Origin of the sequence: Achromobacter sp. Marseille-Q0513 (genome assembly GCF_018195695.1) — a bacterium.
Taxonomy (GTDB): domain Bacteria; phylum Pseudomonadota; class Gammaproteobacteria; order Burkholderiales; family Burkholderiaceae_B; genus Achromobacter.
On the sequence record NZ_JAGTJY010000085.1, the window covers coordinates 1 to 24741 of the forward strand.

General features: G+C 67.9%; 20 protein-coding genes. 11 read left to right on the forward strand and 9 right to left on the reverse strand.

Features of this window, described 5'->3' with window-relative positions:
• From KDH83_RS17375 to KDH83_RS17385, 3 genes are all read left to right on the forward strand, one after another.
• The coding region (locus KDH83_RS17375) for a VCBS domain-containing protein (protein WP_212318119.1) at nt 1-2783 on the forward strand (2783 nt) is incomplete at its 5' end.
• A 113-nt stretch (nt 2784-2896) separates the two neighbouring features.
• Nucleotides 2897-3580: a transglutaminase-like cysteine peptidase gene (locus KDH83_RS17380; protein WP_212318121.1), complete on the forward strand. Its 684-nt coding sequence runs from the start codon at nt 2897-2899 to the stop codon at nt 3578-3580.
• Between the two features lie 17 nt (nt 3581-3597).
• On the forward strand, nt 3598-5568 hold the full coding sequence (locus tag KDH83_RS17385) for a LapD/MoxY N-terminal periplasmic domain-containing protein (RefSeq protein WP_212318123.1): 1971 nt from the start codon (nt 3598-3600) through the stop codon (nt 5566-5568).
• 49 nt (nt 5569-5617) lie between these two features.
• On the opposite strand, the gene KDH83_RS17390 is transcribed toward KDH83_RS17385, so the two are convergent.
• The gene (locus KDH83_RS17390) at nt 5618-6559 is read right to left on the reverse strand and encodes a LysR family transcriptional regulator (RefSeq protein WP_212318125.1); all 942 of its coding nucleotides are present in this window, start codon (nt 6557-6559) and stop codon (nt 5618-5620) included.
• Nucleotides 6560-6819: 260 nt separating this feature from the next.
• Here KDH83_RS17390 and KDH83_RS17395 point away from each other — a divergent pair, with 260 nt between their 5' ends.
• Both KDH83_RS17395 and KDH83_RS17400 read left to right on the forward strand, forming a co-directional pair.
• The gene (locus tag KDH83_RS17395; protein ID WP_212318128.1) at nt 6820-7623 is read left to right on the forward strand and encodes an alpha/beta hydrolase; all 804 of its coding nucleotides are present in this window, start codon (nt 6820-6822) and stop codon (nt 7621-7623) included.
• Nucleotides 7624-7649: 26 nt separating this feature from the next.
• The gene (locus KDH83_RS17400; protein ID WP_212318130.1) at nt 7650-8651 is read left to right on the forward strand and encodes a tripartite tricarboxylate transporter substrate binding protein; all 1002 of its coding nucleotides are present in this window, start codon (nt 7650-7652) and stop codon (nt 8649-8651) included.
• Between the two features lie 47 nt (nt 8652-8698).
• On the opposite strand, the gene KDH83_RS17405 is transcribed toward KDH83_RS17400, so the two are convergent.
• The 3 genes from KDH83_RS17405 to KDH83_RS17415 form a co-directional block, all read right to left on the reverse strand.
• Nucleotides 8699-9523 (reverse strand): M48 family metallopeptidase, encoded by an 825-nt coding sequence (locus KDH83_RS17405; protein ID WP_249205171.1) that lies wholly within the window; start codon nt 9521-9523, stop codon nt 8699-8701.
• Nucleotides 9524-9588: 65 nt separating this feature from the next.
• The gene (gene aroC / locus KDH83_RS17410; RefSeq protein WP_212318134.1) at nt 9589-10659 is read right to left on the reverse strand and encodes a chorismate synthase; all 1071 of its coding nucleotides are present in this window, start codon (nt 10657-10659) and stop codon (nt 9589-9591) included.
• Nucleotides 10660-10698: 39 nt separating this feature from the next.
• Nucleotides 10699-12081, reverse strand: coding sequence for a GGDEF domain-containing phosphodiesterase (locus tag KDH83_RS17415; RefSeq protein WP_212318136.1), 1383 nt, complete (start codon nt 12079-12081; stop codon nt 10699-10701).
• Between the two features lie 536 nt (nt 12082-12617).
• On the opposite strand from KDH83_RS17415, the gene KDH83_RS17420 reads away from it, so the two are divergent.
• Complete coding sequence (locus KDH83_RS17420; protein WP_212318138.1) at nt 12618-14588, forward strand: bifunctional diguanylate cyclase/phosphodiesterase; 1971 nt, start codon at nt 12618-12620, stop codon at nt 14586-14588.
• 11 nt (nt 14589-14599) lie between these two features.
• A complete protein-coding gene (locus tag KDH83_RS32600; RefSeq protein WP_249205173.1) occupies nt 14600-16102 on the forward strand; it encodes a HAMP domain-containing sensor histidine kinase in 1503 nt (500 codons plus the stop codon).
• A 21-nt stretch (nt 16103-16123) separates the two neighbouring features.
• Here the strand turns inward: KDH83_RS32600 and KDH83_RS17430 are convergent, their stop codons facing one another.
• The 3 genes from KDH83_RS17430 to KDH83_RS17440 form a co-directional block, all read right to left on the reverse strand.
• Complete coding sequence (locus KDH83_RS17430; protein ID WP_103275281.1) at nt 16124-16843, reverse strand: response regulator transcription factor; 720 nt, start codon at nt 16841-16843, stop codon at nt 16124-16126.
• A gap of 216 nt (nt 16844-17059) precedes the next feature.
• Nucleotides 17060-18547 carry a protein adenylyltransferase SelO gene (locus KDH83_RS17435; RefSeq protein ID WP_212318140.1) on the reverse strand — a complete coding sequence of 496 codons (1488 nt, stop codon included), beginning with the start codon at nt 18545-18547 and terminating at the stop codon, nt 17060-17062.
• Nucleotides 18544-18915 (reverse strand): DUF2069 domain-containing protein, encoded by a 372-nt coding sequence (locus tag KDH83_RS17440; protein WP_103275283.1) that lies wholly within the window; start codon nt 18913-18915, stop codon nt 18544-18546. The genes KDH83_RS17435 and KDH83_RS17440 overlap by 4 nt, the downstream gene beginning before the upstream one ends.
• 17 nt (nt 18916-18932) lie before the next feature.
• On the opposite strand from KDH83_RS17440, the gene KDH83_RS17445 reads away from it, so the two are divergent.
• Together KDH83_RS17445 and KDH83_RS17450 are read left to right on the forward strand one after the other, a co-directional pair.
• Nucleotides 18933-20249: a YihY family inner membrane protein gene (locus tag KDH83_RS17445; RefSeq protein WP_212318142.1), complete on the forward strand. Its 1317-nt coding sequence runs from the start codon at nt 18933-18935 to the stop codon at nt 20247-20249.
• Between the two features lie 35 nt (nt 20250-20284).
• On the forward strand, nt 20285-20737 hold the full coding sequence (locus KDH83_RS17450) for a CBS domain-containing protein (RefSeq protein WP_103275285.1): 453 nt from the start codon (nt 20285-20287) through the stop codon (nt 20735-20737).
• A gap of 262 nt (nt 20738-20999) precedes the next feature.
• On the opposite strand, the gene dusA is transcribed toward KDH83_RS17450, so the two are convergent.
• The gene (gene dusA / locus KDH83_RS17455; RefSeq protein ID WP_212318144.1) at nt 21000-22016 is read right to left on the reverse strand and encodes a tRNA dihydrouridine(20/20a) synthase DusA; all 1017 of its coding nucleotides are present in this window, start codon (nt 22014-22016) and stop codon (nt 21000-21002) included.
• A 185-nt stretch (nt 22017-22201) separates the two neighbouring features.
• On the opposite strand from dusA, the gene KDH83_RS17460 reads away from it, so the two are divergent.
• The gene (locus KDH83_RS17460; RefSeq protein ID WP_212318146.1) at nt 22202-23170 is read left to right on the forward strand and encodes a homoserine kinase; all 969 of its coding nucleotides are present in this window, start codon (nt 22202-22204) and stop codon (nt 23168-23170) included.
• 68 nt (nt 23171-23238) lie between these two features.
• Nucleotides 23239-24042: a BPSS1780 family membrane protein gene (locus KDH83_RS32605; RefSeq protein ID WP_249205174.1), complete on the forward strand. Its 804-nt coding sequence runs from the start codon at nt 23239-23241 to the stop codon at nt 24040-24042.
• A gap of 233 nt (nt 24043-24275) precedes the next feature.
• Here KDH83_RS32605 and KDH83_RS17470 read toward each other — a convergent pair.
• A partial coding sequence (locus tag KDH83_RS17470) for a type II secretion system F family protein (RefSeq protein WP_212318148.1) occupies nt 24276-24741 on the reverse strand: 466 nt, incomplete at its 5' end.

Here is a 24741-nt window from a genome sequence, read left to right on the forward strand (position 1 = left end):
GCAACTGGAAGTACGACCTGAACAACAGCGATCCCAAGGTGCAAGCCCTGGGCGTCGGTGAGAAGCTGGTCGAGACCATCATTGTCACCACCGCCGATGGCACCAAGGGCCAGGTCGTCATCACCATCAACGGCACCAACGACGCTCCGGTCATGGGCGGCGTGCTCACCGGCGCCGTCAAGGAAGACGGCACGCTGACCACGTCCGGCCAGCTGACCAAGACCGACGTCGACGTCAACGACAAGCACACCTGGACCCTGGGTGGCGATGGCAAGGGTGTGTATGGCACTTTCACCATCGACGCCAATGGCAAGTGGACCTATGTACTGGACAACAACAGCTCCAACGTCCAGGGCCTGACTGAAGGCCAGAAGGTCACCGACAAGATCACCGTGACCGTCAGCGACGGCAATGGCGGCATCGATACCAAGACCATCTCCGTCGAAATCACCGGCACCAACGACATCGCCAAGATCACCGGCCAGAGCACCGGCAAGGTGATCGAGGACTTCACGCAGACCTCGTCCGGCAAGCTGACGGTCACCGATGCGGACGCCGGCCAGAGCGGCGTCATCGCCCAGACCAATGTCCAGGGCAAGTACGGCACGTTCTCGATCGACGCCAACGGCAACTGGACCTACAAGCTGAACAACGACTCGCCGCTGGTGCAGAACCTGAAGGCCGGCGATGTGATCAAGGAGAACTTCGAAGTCAGCTCCACCGACGGCTCGGCCAAGCAGACCATCGTGATCGACGTGGTCGGCACCAACGACGCGCCTGTGGCCGCTGACAACTCCACCAGCGTGGATGCCGGCTCCAGCCACAAGTTCACCATCGCCGAGTTCAACTTCAGCGATGGCGCGGAAGGCAACAACCTGCAGAGCGTTATGATCACGCGCCTGCCGACCGACGGCACGCTGACGCTGAACGGCCAGCAGGTCACGGCGAACACCGTGATCTCGGCCGCCGACATCGCCGCGGGCAAGCTGGTCTACACGCCGTCCGCCTCGGGCCAGGACACCTCGTTCGGTTTCAAGGTCACCGACGACGGCGGCACGGCCAACGGCGGCAAGGACACGTCGGGCGACTACAACTTCGCGATCAAGACCAACAACTTCATCTCGGGCGGCAACGAAGGCAGCGGCACCGGCACCAACCCGCCGATCAACGGCGGCAGCGGCGACGACGTCATCCTTGGCGACAAGGGCGGCACGGTCACGACGGTCGAACCGGGCAAGAACTACAACATCGCGCTCGTCGTCGACACGTCGGGCAGCATGGACTACGCTTCCGGCACGAAGGGCATGTCGCGCATGGATCTGACCATCGCGGCGCTGAAGAATCTGGCCAACAGCCTGACGGGCCACGATGGCGTGGTCAACGTCACGCTGATCGGCTTCTCCACATCGGCCTCCAACCTGAAGACTATCAACGGTCTGAATGCGAGCAACGTCGGCACCCTGATCTCGGCCATCCAAGCTTTGTACGCCGATGGCGGCACCAACTACGAAGGCGCGTTCAAGGAAGCGCTCAAGTGGTTCAACAACCAGCCCACCACGTCCAACGGCAAGACGTTCGAGAACGTCACCTACTTCCTGACGGACGGCGATCCGACCTTCAGCAACAGCGGCAGCAACGGTGGTTGGAACGGCGGCAGCACGACGGACTACAAGGACATGAAGGATGCCGTCGACGCCTTCAAGGGCCTGAGCGGCAAGAGCACCGTGCATGCCATCGGCATAGGCTCGGGCGTCAATGAGGGCTACCTGAAGTACTTCGACAACTCGAAGGTCACCGGAACGGGCACGCTTACCGATTGGGGATATTGGCAGCCCATCACCGGCCCCGTCGGCCAGCCCCAGATCGTCAACACCGCCAGCGAACTGGCCGCCGCGCTGCAAGGCGGTTCGTCCAGCACGGATCCCGCCTCTGTCGGCAACGACATCATCAACGGCGGCGCCGGCAACGACATCATCTTCGGCGATACCATCAACACCGATGGCAACGTCCTGGATTGGAGCAAGGTGGCTGGCGGCCGTCCCGCCGACCTGCCGCAAGGCGCCGGCCTGGCCGCGCTGGACAAGTTCCTTGAGCTGACCCTGGGACACAAGCCCACCGCGGGCGACCTGTACCAGTACATCAAGGACCACCACGCCGACTTCAACGTGACCGATGATCCGCGCGGCGGGGATGACACCATCCACGGCGGCACGGGCAACGACATCATCTACGGCCAGGGCGGCAACGACACCCTGTACGGCGACGATGGCAATGACATCATCTACGGCGGCGCGGGCGACGACAAGCTGTACGGCGGCGACGGCGACGACAAGCTGTATGGTGGCACCGGCAACGACTACCTGGAAGGCGGCAACGGCAACGACCTGCTGGTCGGCGGCAAGGGCGACGACGTGCTGGTCGGCGGCGCCGGCAGCGACACCTTCAAGTGGGAGCTGAACGACCAGGGCACGACGGCCAAGCCGGCGGTGGACACGATCAAGGACTTCTCGATCGCCAAGCCGACCGATGGCGGCGACATCCTGGATCTGAAGGAACTGCTGGTCGGCGAGAAGGACAGCACGCTGACCCAGTACCTGAACTTCCACAAGGAAGGCAACAACACGGTCATCGACGTCAACACCAAGGGCCAGCTCGCTGCCCAGGGCGCCGACCAGAAGATCGTGCTGGAGAACGTCGACCTGACGCAAGGCGGCCAGCTCAACAACCAGGCCATCATCAATGACCTGCTGCAGAAGGGCAAGCTGAACGTCGACCACAGCTAAACCGTAGTACGCAGTACCCGGGGGAGGGGCTGGCCGGATTCGGCCTCCCCTCCCCCTGCATTTTTTCAACGGATGTCGCCAGTAGTAACGCGAAAAATGTGAAAATCCGTTTCATGCCATCGACCCGCCGATTCCGCGTCGCGCTGAACCTGTGCCGATTGGGTTTGCTCTGTCTGGTCTGCATCTGGGGCGGCTCGTTCGCCCTGGAGATCAACGCCGACAAGCTGCAAAGCCTCTCGGCCAGCCGCTATGGCGCCAAGGGCGCGAAGGCGGTGGCCAGCTGGCTGCAATTGCTGCGCGGCCCGCTGCCGCCGGCCGAGCGCGACAAGCTGACGCTGGTCAACGACTTCTGGAACCGTTCGGTGATGTCCGGAGAAGACTCAGTGATCTGGGGCCAGCCCGACTACTGGGCCACGCCGCTGGAATCGCTGGGCAAGGGCGCCGGCGACTGCGAGGACTACGTCATCGGCAAGTATTTCACCTTGTTGTCCATGGGCGTGCCGGCCAACAAGCTGCGCTTCATCTACGTCCGCGCCCGCATCGGCGGCCCGGCCAGCAGCTCGCAGGTCGCCCACATGGTGCTGGGTTACTACGAAACGCCCAATGCAGTACCGCTGGTGCTGGACAGCCTGATCTCGACGATCCTGCCCGCCACGCAGCGCCGCGACCTGACGCCGGTGTTCAGCTTCAACGCCGACGGGGTCTATGTGGATGGCAAGCCCGCCGCGCCGGTTGACCGCCTCAGCCGCTGGCGCGACCTTCTTCAACGAATGGAACGGGAAGGCATCCGCCCCTGACGCCTGGAAATAAGACCATGTCCATACTTCGACAGCTTCTGCTCAGCGTAACCATCGCCATCGGCGTGATCCTGCTCGGCACCCTGGCGCTGAGCGTCAACGCCGCGCGCGAATACCTGTCCGGCCAGCTGCAGGTGCAGAGCACGGATGCCTCGGTGTCGCTGGCGCTGTCCCTGTCGCAGCCGGCCAACAATGATCCGGTGTTGCAGGAATTGCTGGTGTCGGCGCTGTTCGACGGCGGCCATTTCTCGCTGGTGCGCCTGAGCGACCCGGAAGGCAAGGTGCTGATCGAGCGCCGCTCCACCGCCACGGCCGCCTCGGTGCCGGGCTGGTTCCGCACGCTGGCGCCGCTGGCCTCGGGCACGGCCAGCCACGCGGTCAGCGACGGCTGGCGGCAGATCGGCGAGGTGACGCTGGTCGCCAACGATGCCTATGCCTGGGAAGCCCTGTGGCGCAGCAGCCTGAAGATGGTGGCGCTGGTCGTCGGCGCCGGCGTGCTGTGGGCCCTGTTCGCCTTCGCGCTGGTGCGCTGGATCAAGAACCGCCTGCTGCGCGAGATCAGCGAGCACGTGCGCAGCATCGGCCAGAGCACCCCGCCGCAACAGGTCGAGGCGCGCGTGCCGGAACTGTCCGGCGTGGTGCAGGCGTTGAACCAGACGCGCGAGCGCGTCTACGCCAGCGTCGAGGAGCAGAATGCCCAGATCGAATCGCTGAAGCTGGAACTGAACCAGGATCCGGTCACCGGCCTGCCCAACCGCAAGTACTTCGTCAACGAATTCCGCCGCGCGCTGGAAGCGCCCGCCCCGGCCGATTCCGGACGCGGCGGCGAAACCGGCGGTCATGTCCTGGTGCTGCGCCAGCGCGACCTGGCCGACCTGAACCGCCACATGCCGCGCGAGTTCATCGACCAATGGCTGCGCGCGGTCTGCGAACGCGTGCAGGCCTCGCTGGCCAGCCTGAACGCGGGGTCGGCGCTGCTGGCCCGCCTGAACGGTTCGGACTTCGCGCTGCTGCTGCCGCGCTGCGCGGCGCCGCAAGCCATGATGATCGCCGAGCGCGTGCGCACCGACCTGCATGCCTCGCGCATCCCCGTGGGCGAAGGCCATCTGTGCCGCTGGGCCCAGGCCATGACCGACTACGGCGCCGGCAGCCAGGCGGGTCCGGTGCTGTCGCGCCTGGATTTCGGCCTGATGCGGGCCGAGAGCGCCGGCAACGATCAGGTGGTGATCCTGGGCGCCACCGATACCCAATCGCCGTCGGAAGCCGGCGAGCAGGCCTGGAAGCAGGCCATCCAGTCGGCGCTGGAGGAAAACCGCTACGAATTGGCCACCGAGGCCCTGACCAGCGCCAACGGCGGCCTGGTGCGGACCGAGGCCATGCTGATGCTGCGCACCGCCGCCGACCAGATGCCCATCCCCGCCACGCTCTTCATCCCGCCGGCGGTGCGGCTGGACCTGGTGGCCGACTGCGACCTGCAGGCGGTGGCGCTGGGCCTGCAATGGCTGGCGGCGAACGAAGGCGAGCTGGCCGTGCGCGTCGCCCTGCCCTCGCTGCGCGGCCAGAAGTTCTTCCGCCAGTTGGCCCTGCTGCTGACCGAGAAGCGCCCGCTGGCACCCAGGCTGTTCCTGGAAATCGACGCCCACGGCCTGGTCGAATGCCACGAGCAGATCGCCACGCTGGCGCGGGTGGTGTCGGAATTCGGCGCGCATATCGGCGTGCGCCGGCTGGCGCAGCAATTCGGCGCGGTGGCGCAGCTGCATACGCTGCCGCTGTCCTACGTGAAGCTGGGCGGCGGCTTCGTGGGCGGCATGTCGCAAAGCCCCGGCAGCCAGCAGCTGACGGCCTCGGTGCTGCAGACGGCGCGCGCCCTGAACATCGCGGTGTATGCGGAAGACGTGCCCGACGCGGAAACCCAGCGCATCCTGGCTGGCCTGGGCATCAACGTGATGCGCGGTCCCGGCGTCAGGCCGCAGGGCCGGCAGGGCTGAGCGGCATGGCCGCCTGGCGGCGGTCCACGCCAGGCCGCCCGGCGCCGCGCTAGTCGATGCCCACGGTTACGCCCGCGCTCGAACCCGGCTTGCGCAAGGCCATGCGCAGCCAGGCGATGAAATCGCGCGCGGCGGGCGTCATCAGATTCTCGTCCGGGTAGGCCAGGCACACCACGCCTTGCGGCATGCCGCCGGCCACGTTCAGCCTGCGCAGCGCCCCGCTGCGCAGACGCTCGTCCAACACTTTCGCGCCGGCATCGCTCCAGATCGACACCACATCCATCCGCGTGACCAGATTGGCGTAGACATAGGCGGACGAGCAGCGCAACACGCGCGCAGGCGGCGCCAGGCCGTGCTTGGAAAACAGCACGCGCATCAGGCTTGATTCATCGCTGGCCGCGTCCAACACCATCCAGCGCTGCGCCTGCAGGTCTTCGGCGCTGACATCCAGCGGACCCGCATACCCGCCGCTGACGGCCAGCGCCGAGCCGATCTCATACAGCGACTCCAGCCGGTAGTGCGGCGCGGCGTCCTCCAGCAGGCCGTATTCGGTGTACAGGGCGATATCCAGGCTGCCGTCCTTGAGGCCGGCCACGATCTGCGCGCGGCGCAGTTCCAGGATGCTGAGCCGCACGTCGGGCCGCTCGGCGGCGAACGCGGTCACGGCGTCGAGGAACGCCTCGGTGGCGGACACGGGCGTGATCGCGATGCACAGGCTGCCGCCGGCGGCGCCGCGCGCGGCATCGGCGGCATCGTAGATGCGCCCGACCTCGCGGTCGATGAGCAGCGCCCGCTTCAGGATGGACGCGCCGAACTCGGTCAACGATGCCCCGCGCGCCGTCCGCGTCAGCAGCGGAACGCCAAGTTCCGACTCCAGATCGATGATCGCGCGGCTGACGGCGGGCTGGGTCACGCAGAGACGCCCGGCCGCGCCTTGCAGGCTGCCGGTTTCGGCGACCGCCCGCAGGGCCTGCAATTGCTTGAGTTTCATGGCGGCCCCAAGAGGAATGCCTGCGTGGAATGGAATGCCCGCGTCCGGAGGCTTCCGTCCGGAATGCCCGCGTTCGCGCGAACGATAGCAATAAGCCACAGGCGCGGCAATCCGCGGACCGCCCCCGCGCCTGGCGCGCATCCCGGAAGCGATAAGCAAAACGCATGCCTCAAACAATTTGTGTTTTGCGCGGCGCGGCGCCGTGCCGAACAATGCGCTAACGCTCAAAACACAAGAACAACCCTCAAGGAGACATTGCCATGCCCACGATCGCTCGCAAGGACGCCACGCTCTACTATGAAACGCATGGCTCGGGCCATCCCTTGGTCTTCATCCACGGCGGCGGCGGCAACACGCTGGCCTTCTGCCAGCAGGTCATGCACTTTCGCGACCGCTACCGCGTCATCACGATGGATCTGCGAGGCTTTCACCGCTCGGTGCTGGCGCCCGGCGTGGTCTCGCATCCGGCGGACTTCCCCGACGACCTGCTGGCCGTGCTGGATGCCGAGGGCATCTCGTCCGCGGCGCTGGTGTGCCAGTCGCTGGGCGCCTGGGCAGGCCTGCCGCTGGCCGTGCGCCACCCGGAACGCGTGAGCTGCCTGTTCATCAACGGCTCGCCCACGCCGGCCTATTCGGAGGAAAACTGGCGCACGCTGCGCCGCGCCACCGGCATCTTCAACGAGGCCGGCGCCGAACGCGACGCGGCCGTGGGCTGGAACCGCAAGACCGCCCGGGAACGCCCGGAGCTGATGTTCCTGTATGCCCAGATCAAGCAGCTGAACCCCGGCTTCGACTCCACGCCGATGATGGACGAGCGCGTCCGGCTGCATCCCCGGGACTTCGCCGGCTATGCCGTGCCGACGCTCGTCGCCGGCGGTTCGCACGACGACTTCCTGAACGGGGAAAGCCATCTGCACGTCGCCACGCTGATTCCCGGCGCCACCGCCCATACCTTCCCCGACACCGGACACTCCACCTACTTCGAGGACGCGCCCGCCTTCAACCGAACGCTGGACGCCTTCCTGGCGCGCCACGCGCCGAGCCGCGCCGCGCCCCAGGCCTGACGCTTCGTCACCCAAGGAGAAGCCGCATGCATACCCGCCGCAGATTCCTCGCCCGCGCCTTGGCCGGTACGCTGGCCGGCGCCCTGGCCTTTCCGGCGTCCGTGCCCGCCGCGGCGGCGCGCGAGACCTTTCCGTCGCGCACCGTGCGGCTGGTCTGCACCTCGCCGCCCGGCGCGCCGCTGGACGTGATTTCGCGCCGGCTGGCGGAATCGCTGTCCCGGCAGCTCGGCGTGGCCGTCGTGGTCGAGAACAAGCCCGGCGCGGCCGGCGTGCTGGCCGCCGCCGAGGTCGCCCGCGCCACGGACGGGCACACCTTCCTGGTCACCACCAACTCGCCCTTCATCACCGCGCTGGCGGTGATGAAGTCGCTGCCCTACGATCCCCAGGCGGATTTCTCGCTGATCAGCAAGATCGGCGCCAGTCCGACCGTGCTGGTGGCGAATCCGAAGTTCGGGCCGGGCTCGCTCGCCGAGCTGGTCGCCCTGCTCAAGCCGGGCAAGGCCAACGTCACCTATGGATCATGGGGGCCCGGCACGATGCCCGCGCAGGTCATGGAGAGCCTTGCGCGCAAGGCCGGCGTGGCCTTGACCGAGGTGCCTTATCGCGGATCGCCGCCGGCGTTGCAGGACGTACTGGCGAACGAAGTGGACATGACCTTCCTGTCGCCGCAGGTGGCCCTGCCGCTGATCGAACAAGGCAGGATCAAGCCGCTTGCCGTGGTCGGCGACGGCCGGGCCGCGCTGTTGCCCGGCGTGCCCACCTTCGCGCAAGCGGGCTACGACGATTTCGTCTTCGGCAACCCGACCTGGGCCGGCATCGCCGCTCCCGCCCGCATGCCTCCCGCGGCGCTGGCGCGCATGGCGCAGGCCATCGGCGTGAGCGTGCAGGACGCGGCCATGAAGGAATTCCTGGTATCGATCGGTTTCGAGGCCATCGGCAACACGCCGCAAGCCTTCGAGGAGGAATATCACGCCGAGCGGGCGGCGCTGCTGCCCCTGCTCAAGGAGCTGGGCATGATGGCGCGGTAGCCGCCCGGGATTGCCCTGCGCGGTCCGGCGCCGGGCGGCGGCGCGCCTCAGCGGACCGCGCGGCCCTTGCCCTTGGCCTGCTCGTACAGCGGCAGGACCTGCTCCGACGCCACCTGCAGATCGCTGATGCGCGAGGCGGCCGACGGGTGGGTGGACAGGAATTCGGGCGGCGCCTGGCCGCCGTCCGCCGCGCCCATCTTCTGCCACAGCGTGACGGCGGCGCGCGGATCGTAGCCGGCGCGCGCGGCCAGTTCCACGCCCATGCGGTCGGCCTCGGTTTCATGGGTGCGGCTGTTGGGCAGCGTGAACATCACGCTGGTCAGCTTGCCGCCCAGGTTGCCGGCTTCCTTGGAACCCGTGGCGATGGACAGCACCGACAGCCCCAGATTGGTCACCATCTGCTGCGACACGCGCTCGCGCGCATGTTCGCGCAAGGCGTGGGAAATCTCGTGGCCCAGCACGGCGGCCAACTCGTCATCGGTGGGTTTGATCTTGTTCAGCAGTCCCGTGTAGACGGCGATCTTGCCGCCCGGCATGCACCAGGCGTTGACCTCGTCGCTGGACAGCACGTGCACTTCCCATTTCCAGCTTGCCGCATCGGGCCGGAACACGCCGGCCTGCGAGATCAGCCGCTGCGAGATCGTGCGGGCGCGCGCCACTTGCGCGGGATCGCGGTCCAGCAGGTTCTTGGCCTTGGCCTGCTTCAGGATGTCGCCGTACTGCTGGCCGGCCTCTTGTTCGAGCGCCTGGGCCGGCACCATGCTGGACATGTATTGCGTGCGGTTGACGCCGATGGCGCCCGACTGCGTGGTGTTCATGCCCGTGCAACCCGCCAGCACGGCAAAGACGAAGGCGGCCCCCAGGGCGCGCATGGCAGGGAAAATCCGACTCATGAAGACCTCAGATCCGCCATCATGGCGACAGGACGGCAAGCTTATCAGACGGAAACGTCCGCGCACTGCGCGCGATGACGCAGCGCATGATCGATCAGCACCAGGGCCAGCATGGCCTCGGCGATGGGCGTGGCGCGGATGCCGACGCAGGGATCGTGGCGACCCAGCGTCTGCACCGTGACGGGCTCGTTGGCGCGATTGACCGACTGGCGCTCGACGCGGATGCTGGACGTGGGCTTGATCGCCAGCGATACCGTGATCGGCTGGCCGGTGGAAATGCCGCCCAGCACGCCACCGGCGTTGTTGCTCAGGAAACCGTCCGGCGTGATCTCGTCGCCATGCTCGGAGCCGCGCTGGGCGATGCAATCGAAGCCGGCGCCGATGGACACGCCCTTGACCGCGTTCAGGCCCATCATGACGTGGGCGATGTCGGCGTCGAGCCGGTCATAGATCGGCTCGCCCCAGCCCGCGGGCAGGTTCTCGGCCACGACCTCGATGCGCGCGCCGACCGAGTCGCCGTCGCGGCGCAGCTGGTCCATATAGGCTTCCAGCTCCGGGATGATGTCGGCGTTGGGCGCGTAGAACGGATTGTTGGGCACTTCGTCCCAGGAGATGAAGGGAATCGGGATCGGGCCGAGCTGGCTCATGTAGCCGCGCACGCGCACGCCGTGGCATTCGGCCAGCCATTTCTTGGCGATGGCGCCGGCCGCCACCGTGGGCGCCGTCAGCCGCGCCGACGAGCGCCCGCCGCCGCGCGGATCGCGCACGCCGAACTTGCGCCAGTAGGCGTAGTCGGCGTGGCCGGGACGGAAGGTGTCGGCGATATTGGTGTAGTCCTTGCTGCGCGCGTCGGTGTTGCGGATGAGCAGGCCGATGGGCGTTCCCGTGGTGACGCCTTCATAGACGCCCGACAGGATCTCGACCTGGTCGGCTTCCTGGCGCTGCGTCACGTGGCGAGAGGTGCCGGGACGACGGCGATCCAGTTCGCGCTGGATGTCGGTCGCGTCCAGTTCCAGGCCCGGAGGGCAGCCGTCCACGACGCAACCGATGGCCGGCCCGTGGGACTCGCCGAAATTCGTGACGGTGAAAAGGGTACCGAGGGTATTGCCGGACATAAGGAAGCCAATGAGGTCGGGGTTTGCACGCAACCCCGATTATGACACCGCCGAGGCCAAAGCCTGGATTTCCGCCGCCGGCGCGGGCCGGCCGAGCAGGAATCCCTGCATGACGCGGCAGCCCAGCGCCTTCAGGATCTCGCGCTGGCCTTCGGTCTCCACGCCCTCGGCCACCACCGGCAGGTGCATGGCCTGGCACAGGCCGAACAGCGCCGACACGACTTCCCTGCTGCCAGCATCGGACTCCAGCGCGGAAATGAAGCTGCGGTCGATCTTGACCCAGTCGATGGGCAGGTGCCGCAGATGGTTCAGGCTGGAATAGCCGCAGCCGAAGTCGTCCAGCGCCACGCCGATGCCCTTGGCGCGCAGCGTGTTCAGGATCTTGACGTGCCGTTCGTAATGCAGGATGAAGATGGATTCGGTGACTTCCAGCACCAGCTTGCGCGCCGCCAGCTTGGTATCGGCCAGCACGTCGGACACCAGCTGCACCAGGCCGTCCTCGTTCATCTGCTTGACCGACAGATTCACGTGCACGCGCCAGGCGGCCGGCCATTGAGTGGCCTGGGAGCAGGCCCGCTCCAGGATCCATGCGCCCAGCGGCACGATCAGGCCGCTGCGCTCGGCCAGTTCGATGGTCACGGCCGGGGAAACGCTGCCCAGCACCGGATGATGCCAGCGCAGCAGCGCCTCGCATCCCTCCACCAGGCCGGAAGCACTGTCGCAGACGGGCTGGTAGTACAGCTCGAACTGCTCCATGTTCCGCGTGGTGAGCGCCAGCCGCAGGTCGTTCTCCAGGCCCTGCCGGTCCCGCTGCCGCGCCAGCAGGCGGAAATCGAACATGTTCCAGCCCGGCCCTTCGCGCTCCTTCAGGGGCACCATGGAGACCTGCACGCAACGCTGCAGCTCCTCGACCGTGCGGCCATGCTCGGGATACAGCGCCGCGCCCACGCGAAACACGGCGATCAGCGGACGGCCGCCCAGCTCGTAGGACGCGCCCAGGTCCTCGAGCAGCTTGGTCGAGACCTGGGCAGCGCCCTGCTCGTCCACATCGGGCACGCAGACCGTGAACGTATCCAGGCCGCAGCGGCCCACGATGCCGCCCAGCGCCCGGGCGACCAGGCTCAGGCGCTGCGCGACCAGCGCCAGCAAGGCCTGGTCCTCGCCCGCGCGCAGCATGGCGCTGATCTCGGCGTACTGCTCGAAACGCACCAGGAAAAAGGCGCCGCGGCGGGCATGGCCCTCGGCCTGGGCCAGCCAGGCGCGCGCGCGGCGCTGCAGTTCCCGCTGGCTAAGGACCCCCGTGGCCTCGTCGCGCGTCAGGCGGTGGCGCAGCACGCGCTCCCGCCGCACGAAAAGCAAACATATCGCCGCAAGTGCGCCCGCGAGCGTCAGGCACAGTGCGAGCAGGTAACTCTCACGCACGGAGCCCCCCTATCTAGAAACCCTTGGCGTCGCGGTCCGGAGTTGAACCCAAGGTCTGTAACATTTTTTAAATTATGCATTATTTTCGCAAAAAAACGCCACACTTCTGGGGGCAACGCGCCCCGTTTCCCTCGATTGCTGCTGTCTGGTGATTGCTCGCGTTTATGCATGACAGTCCTGCGATAGCGGTTACCGGCCGCCGCGTCGCGCCATGCCTTGCTCCTACTACGACACATGAGTCCGAAAAATTAATACGCCTTATCTCAATAGTTGTCATCGGGAGCAATTATCACGAGCGAAATAATTGCACAGGTTGTCTGATGTCGCAGCAGATTTCGTAATATTCTGTATGTTCTGTGACATGCCGAATTACAGCGCAGGAAGCGCCGCTGAGGTATTAGTAACGTGTGTCACGTTTCTTATCCAGGTTTCTTCCCGATCGGGCACATCGGCGGCCCGTCGCTCCCCTTTTGACGGGCTGGCCGGCAATCCGCGACACCGGCAACGGCGCTGGCCACGAAGGGAATTCCGCACACATGTCGAAACTACGCCGGTTACTCCTGTGTTCCGCCCTGCTCGCAGGCATCGTCCTGCTTGGCGCCCAGGCACTGGGCATGCTGACCGCCCATCGCCACCTGAGCCGGCAACTGGCGCAGCAAAGCGAAAGCGGCGCGCGCACGCTCGCCTGGGTCCTGGGTCGAGCGCCCTCCACTTCTCACGAGCGTGAGGTTCTGGCTGACGAACTGTACAGCCAGGGGCTGTACGCACGTCTCAGGATTGCCGACGATGCATCCGGCGACAGCGTGGAGCGCGGCCCGGCCGCCGCCACGGACGCCGGCTCAGGCGCCTGGCACGAACGCTGGTTCTCCCTGCGGGCGCCGGCGGTCTCGCTCCCATACGCCAGCCCCGACGGCGCCGCGCGCGGCACGGTCACCGTCCAGGGCGACGCCACGCTGGCGAACGATACGCTTTGGCAGGGCGGCGTCCGCGCCGTGGGGTTGGCGCTGAGCGCCGGCCTGTTCTGGGCGCTGTTCGCCGTCAGCCTGGCGCGCCGCATCGAAACCAGCGCGTCGCGTGACATCAGTCAGCGCGTGCGCGCCCTGGCGCCGGGCGCCGATGCCTCGCCATCCGGCTCCTGTGGCCTGGAAGGCGTCGACCAGGCCCTGGTCGACGCCCGCCGCCAGGTCGACGCCACGGTCGAGGAGCAGAACGCGCGGATCGAATCGCTGCAAAGCGAGATCCACCGCGACGCCGTCACCTGGCTGCCGAACCGCAAATATTTCATGGATCGTTTCCGCGCGGCGCTGAGCGACCGGACCGCCGAGGCGGGCGGCCACCTGCTCATGTTCCGCCAGCGCGACCTGGCGCAGATCAACCGCCACCTGTCGCGTGCGTTCACCGACCAGTGGCTGCGCTCTTCCGCCGACCGCCTGCGCAGGCTGGTCGACGCGCAGGGCGGCTCCCAGGCGCTGCTGGCCCGGATCGGCGGCTCCGATTTCGCCCTGCTGATGCCTCGCAGCAGCGCGCCGCAAGCCGGCGTGCTGGCCGAGCGCGTGCGCCGCGAACTGCACTCGCTGCGCGTGCCAATGGGCAAGCACGGCTGGTGCCGCTGGGCGCTGGCCATGGCCGAATTCGCGCCCGGCGACGGCATGAGCGACACGCTGGCACGGCTGGACCATGCGCTGATGTGCTCCGAAAGCGCCGACGATGACCAGATCGCGCCCGCCAGCCAGGCCGCCGACAGCACCCGCATCGGCGAATACAGCTGGCACGACGCGCTGACCACCGCGCTGGAACAACACAAGTTCGCGCTGGCGGTACAGGCCCTGCAGGACGTCTCGGGCGGGCTGCTTCATCACGAGGCCAGCCTGACGCTGCACGACGCGTCGGGCGCCGACCCCGTGCCCGCCTCCATCTTCATGCCGCCGGCTGTGCGGCTCGGCCTGTCGGCCGAATGCGATATCCAGGCGCTGCGGCTGGGGCTGGACTGGCTGTACGCGCAACACGGGGCGCTCGCGGCGCCCGTGGCGCTGGGCTCGCTGTCGCAGCCCGGCTTCCTGGCCCGGCTGGAAAAGATGCTCGGCGACCGACCCGCCCTCACCCGGAGGCTGATCATCGAAGTGGATGCCACCGGCCTGATCGAGCAAAACACCGAGATGCGCGAGCTGTGCCGCCTGGCCACCCAGGCCGGCGCGCGCGTCGGGCTGACCCGCCTGTCGCAGCACTTCGGCGCCCTGGAGCATCTGCACGAATTCCCGTTCTCCTACCTGAAGCTCGGCGGCGGGTTCGTCGCCGGGCTGTTGCGCAGCCCCGGCAGCCAGCATCTGGCGGCCACGGTCGCGGCGGCCGCGCAGACGCTGGGCATGGCGGTATACGCCGAAGACGTGCCGGACACAGCCACGCAATCCATTCTGGAGAAAATCGGCATCCACGCCCTGCGCGGCGCTGGCGTAAACTTCGCCCGCCCGCATGATCTTGCTCCCGACCACCAATGGGTTCCTAGTTGACGGAAGGACTGTTGCCCCGTTCCCGCACTCGCCTGCCGCCCGCCCGCGCCGCGGCGGCATCCACCCGACGCTGGGCGGGCGCGTTGTGCGCGCTATTGGCATGGCCCGGCGCCGCCCGGGCCCAGGCGGAACTTGCCGCCCAGGCGGGCGTGCACGCGGGCCTGATCGCCGGCGCCGCCCTGGCGTGCGCGCTGGTCTGCGCGGCCGCCTGGACGCGGACCCGCGACAGCGTGCAAGCCGCGGGCGTCGTGTTCCTGCTGCTTGAAGGGCTGTTCCGCACCCTGCCGAACCTGCTGCCGGCCGGCGCCTTGCAGGCCGGCTCCTATGCCGCGCTGCTCGCGCTGACGGCGCCCTTCCTCGCGGGATCCGCCGGCCTGCGCGGGCTGGCGGCGGCCTGCCGCTGGGGCAGCATCGGACTGGCCGCGCTGGCCTCGCTGGCCCTGATCTTCATCTACGAAACGCATGACGGCGCGGCGTCGGCCGCCATCGCAGGCGCTTGCGCGGCGGCCAGCCTGCCCTTGACGGCGGCCCTGCTGGCCGCTGGCGCGCGCCCGGGTCCGCGCCGCGTGGCCTGCCTGGTCCTGGCCGCCGGCCATGCGCTGTCCGTCTGGCTGATCGGGCGCGATGCCTGGCCCGGCGCCGGCGCGGGCTCGCCGGCCAGCTTGCTGGAACTGGCGCGCCTGCTGCTGGTGGCGCTGGCGCTGTGGTATTGCGCCCTGGCGGATCGGCACGCGCGCGCCAGCGCCTCGTCACTGCCGGCGCAGACGCCCTCGGCGGCGGGCCATCAGGCCCAGGACGAGCTGCGCCTGGCCGAACTGGCCGGCGCCCTGGACACGCAACGCCAGATGAATGCCCTGCTGTCGCATGAGCTGCGCGCGCCGCTCGCCACCATCAGCGCGGCGGCGCAATCCCTGGACATGATCCTGGCGGGCAATGGCGAAGCCGTGGACAACCGCCTGGCGCGCATCCACCGCTCGGTGACGCGCATGACCGAATTGATGGAACAGCTGCTGACACAGGACCGCCGCGAGGAACAGGCGCTGACCCCGCGCGGCGAAGCCATCGACCTGGCGGCGATGGCGCGCGACGTGGTGACCGCGATGCGTCCCGATACCGCGCACGCCCTGGTGCTGAACGCCGACGGCGCCCTGCCCGCCTATTGCGATCGTTCGCTGACCAGCGTGGTCCTGCGCAACCTGATCCATAACGCCGTCAAGTATTCGCCCGCCAGCGAGTCCATCCGGATCGAGGCCGGCGCGGGCATGGCGGATGGCGTGCACCAGGCATGGATCGCCGTCGTCGATCGTGGCCCGGGCATCGGAGAAGAAGACCAGCAGCGGATTTTCGAACCGCGCTTTCGGCGCGCGGCGCATCGCGAGACATCGGGACTGGGCGTCGGGCTTTATCTGGCGCGGCGCATCTGCGAAAGCCAGGGCGGCTCGCTGACCATGACCAGCCGGATCGGCGCCGGCAGCCGCTTCGTCATCACCCTGCCGGTCTCGCCGCCCGCCTGACGCGGCCAACGGACGCGGCGCTCAGGCCGCGAACACGTAGCCCTGTCCGCGCACGGACAGCACGGGCAGCTTCAGGCCGGCGCTCTGCGCCTTGGCGCGCAGGCGGCTGACCAGCACGTCGATGCGGCGCAACTCGAACCCGCCCGGACTCTCGGGCAGGAACAATTCAGCCAGCGCCTGCCGGCTGACCGCGCTGCCGGCGGCATCCATCAAGGCCATCAGGAACGTGCGCTCCTGCGCGCTCAGATGCAGCGAAGCGCCATCGGGCGCGACCAGGATCCAGCCGCCATCCTGCAGCGACCAGGAAGACTCGGCCGGCGTGCGCGTTTCGGCATCGGCGGGCCGCGGGGCCTTGGCCAGCCGCATGCGGCGCGCCAGGCTGCGGATCACCGAGCTCAGTTCGAGCAGGTCGACCGGCTTGGTCATGTACACGTCGGCGCCGCCCTCCAGGCCGCGCACGCGGTCTTCCAGCGCGCTGCGACCGGTCAGCATGACGATGCCGACCGGACTGAGCGCCCGCAAGCGGGTCGCGACCGAGAAACCGTCCTCGCCGGGCAGGTGCGCGTCGAGTATGACGATGTCGCACGGCTGCTCCTGCAGCCGGCGATAGAACGCCGCCGCATTGTCACAGGCGAACGCCACCCGGAAACCATAGCCGCCCAGGCCCAACGCCAACTCCTCCCGGAAGTCCGCATCATCCTCAAGCAAGCCGATACACAGCAAACCATCCGCGCCAGGCATATTCAGAGTGCTTTATTCAAATATTGTCGACAAATGCCCCAGGGATGCGGCAAGCCATCCCGAGTGTCCCGCAGGCGACAATCTTACGACTTTTACAATGGAAACTAATGATTGCAGTGAAAAAAAACGCCATATTTCACTTCCTAACACTGGTTTTTCGCGTAAATAGCCGTCAGATCAGCACCTGCCCCCTCTTTCGCAACCTTAAACCACTGCTCAGGACGAGCAGCTGACTTCGATGCCGCCCGCCCAGTCCGGAGGCAGCCCCGCATACGCCTCGTAACCACTGCGTGCCGTGTACGGGTCGCGCAACAGCTGCAGCAGCGTCCCGATCTCGCCCGCGTCTCCCTGCTGCGCCGCCCGGATCGCCTGCTCCGCCAGATGATTGCGCAGCACGTACAGCGGATTGACCCGATTCATGGCCTGGGCAGTTTCCTGCGCCGGCCTGCTGTCGGCGGCCTGACGCGCCAGCAGGCGATCCAGCCATGCCGACGCGGCGGGACGATCGATGAACAGGTCCTCGAACGCGCTGCGACGCCCCAGCACCGCATCGGCCAGGCGGCGCCAGCACAGCGTGAAATCGGCCTGGTTCGCATCCATGAGCTTGAGCAGGTCATCCAGCAGCGCCTCGTCCTCGGGACGCCACGACGCCAGGCCCAGCTTGGCGCCCATGCGGGCGTGAAACGCGCGCGTGAACACCGCTTCGAATTCGTCCAGCACCGCGCGCAGCGCATCCGCGTCCTGGGTCAGGCTGTGCAGGCTGCCGCCCAGGCGATACAGGTTCCACAGCGCCACCGACGGCTGCCGGTTCCAGGAATAGCGGCCCTGCGTGTCGGAGTGATTGCAGATGTGCGCCAGCTTGAATCCATCCATGAAGCCATACGGACCGTAGTCCAGCGTCAGGCCCAGGATGGACATGTTGTCGGTGTTCATCACGCCGTGGCAGAAGCCCACGGACTGCCAGTCGGCCATCAGCAGCGCCGTGCGCCGCGTCACTTCGCGCAGCAGGTTGGTGACGGCCGCGTTCGGGTCCGCCGGCTCGCCCGCCCGCGTCTCGCGGCATTCGGGATAGTAGCGGTCGATCACGTAATCGGCCAGCGTCGCCAGGCGGTCGAGGTCGCGCCGCGCCGACCAGTGCTCGAACGAGCCGAAGCGCACGAAGCTGGGCGCCATGCGCGTGACGATGGCGGCGGTTTCCACGGTCTCGCGGTACACCGGATCGTCCGACGCCACCAGGCACAGCGCGCGCGTCGTCGGGATGCCCAGGCCGTGCATGGCCTCGCCGGCCAGGTATTCGCGCACCGACGAACGCAGCACCGCGCGGCCGTCGCCCATGCGCGAATACGGCGTCATGCCGGCGCCCTTGAGCTGCAGCTCCCAGCTGCCGGCCGGCCCCTGCACCTCGCCCAGCAGATGCGCGCGTCCGTCGCCCAGCTGGCCGGCCCAGATGCCGAACTGGTGGCCGCTGTAGACGGCGGCCAGCGTGTCGCCGCCGGGCAGCGGCTGCTGGCCGGAAAACACGGCCAGGAATTCCGGCGTCGCGAAGGCCGACGGGTCCAGCCCGATCAGCGCGGCGGCATCGGGATTGGCGTGCAGCAGGCGCGGATGGCTCAGCGGCTGGGGCGCCAACCGGGTATGGAAGGCATCGGGCAGGGCCGCGAAGGAATTGACCGTGGTCAGCGCGTTCAAGGTGCGGGCAGTCATGCGCGTTGCCTCCGCGCGGCGCGCTTGGCGGGCCGCACATAGAAAATGGCGCTGACGAAGAACACGGTCGACAGCAGGATCTCGCCCCAGGCCATGGCCACGGACAAGGGCGCGGGATCGGACATGGCGCGAACCACGCCTTCCATCAGATATAGCAGCGACAGCATGGACGCCCACTGATAGGTATACAGGTTGCCGCGCAGGATGCCCCGCAGCGGAAAGGCCAGCGGCAGCGCCTTGAGCAGCATCCAGGACCCGCCGGGACGCAGCGGCGCGACCACGCTTTCCCAGGCCACGCACAGCACGATCAGGGCGAACAGCGATGCCGATGCCAGCAGGCGCAGGCGAGGATTGAGTTCAGGGTTCATGCTGCTATTATCGCCTGATGAATCGCCCCGCCGAGCCCGCCGCCGCCGCGTCGGCGGCCACTGCGCCCTCGTCCCCGCGCGCGTCCTGGGCGACGAAGGTCCGCCGCGCCTGGCGCTTCACGTCCCAGCGCGCCGACGAAGAGAAGCTGCTGCAGGTCGCGTCCAGCCTCACCTTCACCACCGTGCTGGCCATCGTGCCCATGCTGGCCGTGGTGCTGTCGCTGTTCACCGCCTTTCCCGTGTTCCAGGAATTCCGCGTGGCGCTGGAGGACTTCCTCGCCAACAGCCTGATGCCGCCGTCCGTGTCGGACAACATCATGGAGTACCTGAACCAGTTCGCGCGCCAGGCCTCGCGGCTGACGGCCATCGGCGGCGCCTTCCTGCTGGTCACCTCGCTATTGCTGATCATGACGATCGACAAGGCGTTCAACGACATCTGGCACGTCACCCGCCAGCGGCCGCTGCCGCAACGGGCGCTGGTGTACTGGGCGGTCATCACGCTGGGGCCGGTGGTGGCCGGGGCCAGCCTCTGGGCCACGTCCTTCGTGGCGCGCGAATCGATGGGGCTGGTGCGCGACGTGCCCGAGATCGTCAGCATGGCGGTTTCCCTGATCCCGCTGGTGCTGACGGGGCTGGGCTTTGCCGGCCTGTTCGTGGTGGTGCCCAACCGCGACGTGCTGTGGCGCGACGCGCTGGTCGGCGGCTTCGTGACCGCCATCGTGCTGGAAATCATGAAGTCGGCCTTCGCCTACTACCTGACCCGCTTCCCCACCTACACCATCATCTACGGCGCCTTCGCCACCCTGCCGATCTTCCTGCTGTGGATCTATCTGTCCTGGCTCGCCGTGCTGCTGGGCGCCACCCTGGCCGCCAGCGCGCCCATGATCCGGCTGGGACGCTGGGAAATCAACCGCTACCCGGGCGCGGCCTACGTCGACGCGCTGGACGCATTGCGCGCGCTGCGCCGTGCCCAGACCGCCAACCCGCCGGGCCTGGCGGCCAGCGCCCTGGCCAGGCAGTTGCGGCTGCATCAGGATGAGCTGAACGCCGTGCTCGAAACCCTGAACGACATGGGCCTGATCGCGCGCAGCACGGAAGGCAACTGGATGCTGGCCTGCGACGCCCGCCAGACCTCGATGGCGCCCGTGGTGGAGCGCTTCCTGCTGGACCAGACCCGCCCGCGCGTGCGCAATGACGCCGAAATCCTGCAGGTGGCGGCGTCCGTCCTGGGCGGCCAGCCGGCGCCCACGCTGGAAGATCTGTGCCAAGAAGCGCAAAATACCGGAAATGAAGTGGTTCCAGCCCTCGGGACGGAAGCGCGCAAGAACACTTAAATGAAATCAGGGCGCAATCCGCCCGGGAGGAACCGATGTTGAAGGTCAGCGAGATTCTGCGCGTCAAGGGCGACACGCTCTATACGGCGTCGCCGGACATGCCGGTGTCGCAAGCCGTGCAAACCATGAGCGAGCAGGATATCGGCTCGCTCGTCATCATGGAACTGGGCACCCTGACGGGCATGCTCACGTTCCGCGAGATCATCCGCCACATGCACGAGCATGGCGGCATGCTGGGCGACACCACCATCCGCGCCATCATGGACGACGCCCCGGTCAGCGTGTCGCCCAACACCAGCGCCGACGAGGTCCAGCGCCTGATGCTTGAAAAGCACGCGCGCTACATCCCCGTCATGGACGGTCCGACGCTGATGGGCGTGATCTCGTTCTATGACATGGCGCAGGCCATCGTCGCGGCGCAGAAGTTCGAGAACAACATGCTCAAGGCGTATATCCGCGACTGGCCGCTGGAAGGCGCTGAACGGTAGGCCCACCCCGAGCGCTGCGCGCTCCCCCCTCAAGGGGCGCCGCTACGGACCGGAGGGATAAGCCCACCCCCGAAGCGCTTCGCGCTCCCCCTCAAGGGGCGCCGCTACGGACCGGCGAAGCCGGCTCCGTGCGGCCCGGCTTTGGGAGAGGGTTGCCAGTTTGTGAGGTGGCTTTCTTCTTGAGAGGTTGGCGTGTGCCGTGAATTCAAACGCCCCGGGCGGCTTGTGCCCGGGGCGTTTTTGTTTGTCGCTTGTGCGTCGTTCAGATGCCGGCCTGGGCGGCTTCGAGCGTGGCGTCGTGGCGGCTCGGGGCCTGGGTCTGGGTGCGCCAGGCGTCGTAGATCAGGCCGGGATTGTTGGCGGCCAGCAGCGTCGGGTCGGACAGCATGCGGCGCCAGCGGCGCGCGCCGGTCTGGCCGTTGACCAGGCCGAGCATGGGACGCGTCATCACGCGCAGCGGCACGCCCTGGGCCACCTGCCTGGCGGCGTAGGCCATCATGGCATCCACCACCTGCGCGTCGCTGGGCAGGCGGACCGAGGGCCAAAGCTGCAAGGACACCTCGGACAGCACGCGCGGCGTATGCCAGGCCGCGCGGCCCAGCATCACGCCGTCGAACTCGGCCGCCGCGCCCACCGACTGGGCCGCATCGGCCAGGCCGCCATTGAGCACGAATATGGAATCCGGAAAATCGCGCTTCAGCCGCGTGACCACGTCGTAGCGCAGCGGCGGGATCTCCCGGTTGTCCTTGGGCGACAGCCCCTTGAGCACCGCGTTGCGCGCATGGGCGATGAAGACGCGGCAGCCGGTGTCGTGGATCTTGCCGACGAAGTCGCGGACGAATGCATACGAGTCGTCGTAGTCCAGCCCCAGGCGATGCTTGACGGTCACGGGGATGTCCACGGCGTCCTGCATGGCCTTGATGCAGTCGGCGACCAGGTCGGGTTCGGCCATCAGACAGGCGCCGAATGCGCCGCGCTGCACGCGCTCCGAGGGGCAGCCGCAGTTCAGGTTGATTTCGTCGTAGCCCCATTGTCGGCCCAGCCTGGCGCATTGCGCCAGCGCGTCCGGCTCGCTGCCGCCCAGCTGCAGGGCCACGGGATGCTCGGCCTCGTCGAAATCCAGGTGCCGCGCGACGTTGCCATGCAGCAGCGCGCCGGTGGTGATCATTTCCGTGTACAGCCGCGCCCGCGGCGCCAGCAGCCGGTGGAAATAGCGGCAATGGCGGTCGGTCACGTCGATCATGGGGGCGACGCACAGCCGCCAGTCGGGGGAGTCCAAGAATAGCTCGTCAAAACAAGGGGATGCGGTATTTTACGGCCCCCACGCGGATTCTGCCCGCCGCGCTGCCGGCGGTCTTGCGCGGCACACCCGCCATGTGGTCTAAAATTGCGCCGCGGCCGCCCGGACAGGCGCGCCCGCGCCCAAGCCGCCCGCCCCGTCAACCCCTGGTTTCCTCAAGCTCAATGGCCGTATTCACCCCCGTATCCGACGACGACGCGCGCGCCCTGCTGGCGCATTTCGACCTGGGCGAATTCATTTCGCTGCGGGGGATCACGGCGGGCATAGAAAACACCAACTACTTTCTTTACACCTCGCGCGGCGAATACGTCTTGACGCTGTTCGAGGTGCTGACGCACGCACAGCTGCCGTTCTATATCGAGCTGATGCACCAGCTGGCCGAACGCGGCATCCCGGTGCCGCAGCCGCAGACCCTGCGCGACGGCACGCGCCTGACGACCCTGCACGGCAAGCCCTGCGCCATCGTCACGCGCCTGCCGGGCGGCTATGAGCCCGCGCCCGGCGCGGCGCATTGCGCGCTGGCCGGCGCCACGCTGGCCCGCACCCACCTGGCCGCCCAGGACTTCCCGATACGCCAGCCCAATCTGCGCGGCCTGTCCTGGTGGCTGGAAACCGCCCCCAAGGTCATGCCCTTCCTGGACGAAGGCCAGGCCCGCCTGCTGTCGACGGAATTGGCCGAGCAGCAGGCCGCCAGCGCCACCGCGTCCTGGCAAAGCCTGCCCGCCGGTCCGGCGCACTGCGACCTGTTCCGCGACAACGTGCTGTTCGCCGGCACCTTCGATGATCCCTTGATGGGCGGCTTCATCGATTTCTATTTCGCGGGCTGCGACACCTGGCTGTTCGACGTGGCGGTCAGCGTCAACGACTGGTGCATCGAGCGGGACACCGGCGCGTTCATTCCCGAGCTGGTGCAGTCCTGGCTGCGGGCCTATGCCGAGGTGCGGCCCTTCACCGACGCCGAACGGCAAGCCTGGCCGCTGATGCTGCGCGGCGCCGCGCTGCGCTTCTGGCTGTCGCGCCTGTACGACTATTTCCTGCCCAGGCCGGCGCAGACGCTCAAGCCGCACGACCCCCGCCATTTCGAAAGAGTGTTGCAAGCGCGCCACCTCCCGGGCTTGCCGGAGTTGCCGTAACAATCGTGCCCCCCATAATGGGGGGCACGGCGCGTTCACTTTCGAGAGATCATCCAACAGACCACACCATGCAAGCAGCATACCTCCCCGCGTCTTCCGGCTGGCAATGGGTCCGGGACGGTTTCCGCCTGTTCCGCAAGCAGCCCCTGGCCATGTTCCTCTGGGCCATGGCCATCAGCCTCCTGGTCATTTTCGCGACGGCGATCCCGCCGGTAGGGCCAATCCTGTTCGTGGCGCTCATGCCCATCGTCACGCTGATGACGCTGTCCGCGTGCAAGCACGTGGAGGCCGACCGCGTCATGCTCCCGTCCATGTGGCCCAAGCCGCTGCAAAAGCCCGGCGTCTTTCGCAAGCTGTTCCTCATGGGCCTGCTCTATGCGGCGCTCTGCATGGTGATCGGCCTGCTGGCCTTCCTGCCGTTCTCCGGCTCGCTGTCCGAGGCCGTGCGCGTGGCCTCGATGGAAAAGGACATCACGCCGCTGCTGTCGGCCCTGATGGTCCCCCTGACCGTCTTCGGCGTGCTGTACGTGATCGTCGCCGCGCTGTTCTGGCATGCGCCCGTCCTGGTGGCCTGGCACGGCCTGCGCCTGACGCAGGCGCTGTTCTTCTCCGGCGTCGCCTGCTGGCGCAACAAATGGGCCTTCCTGGTGTACGGCGCCGCCTGGGTGATGGTGTTCCTGTTCATCGACCTGTGCGCCGGCATGCTCGTGACCATCGGCCTGTCGCCGCAGTTCGCGGGCACGCTGCAGGTGCCGTTCAATATCGCGGCGGGCGGCGTGCTGTACTGCAGCTTCTATCCGGCCTACACCTCCGTGTTCGGCATCAACGACGCCGCCGCGCAGCTCGACCACGGCGACGGCGCCCAGGCATAGCGCCACGCGCCGCGGCCCCAGCGCCCGGCGCAGTTCAAGCACGCGCCCCGAGCGCGATATGAAGGCCACGTCTATGGGATGGCGCATGCCGAAGGTGTGCACCGCGAAACACGGCGTGAGCAGGATGCCCGACCTCGGGCCCGGGGGCTTGCGCCACGCCAGCCCCCGCATCCGCCCCCACCAGCCATCCACCCGCAGCAGCCGGAGCCGCGCCATCGACGGCGCCCGGCGAGTCAAGGCAGGCTCCACGACAGCTGCACCACGACCGGAAAGGCCAGCACGATGAAGGTGCAGGGAAAAATGCAGCCGATCAGCGGCAACAGCATTTTCACCGGCGCCTGCAGGGCCATCTGCTCCGCCCGGATCCGCCTGTCGTCGCGACCGTGCGCGGCCAGCGCGCGCAGCACCGGCCCCAGGTTCCCGCCCAGGGCCTCTGCCTGCGCCATCGCCACGGCCCAGTGGGCCGCCAGGGCGCTGCCGCTGCGCCGAGCCAGCAGCCGGATCGCGGCCGCTTGCGGCACGCCGGCGCGCATCTCGACCAGCGCGCGGTCCAGCGCGTCGCGCAGCAGGCCCGGCGGACCGCTGCGCGCGGCCAGTTGCAGCGCGCCCTGCACGCTCATTCCGGCTTCCACGCACAGGACCATCATGTCGAACACGAAGGGCAGGTCGCGCTCGATGTCGCGCGCAAGCCGGGCGGCC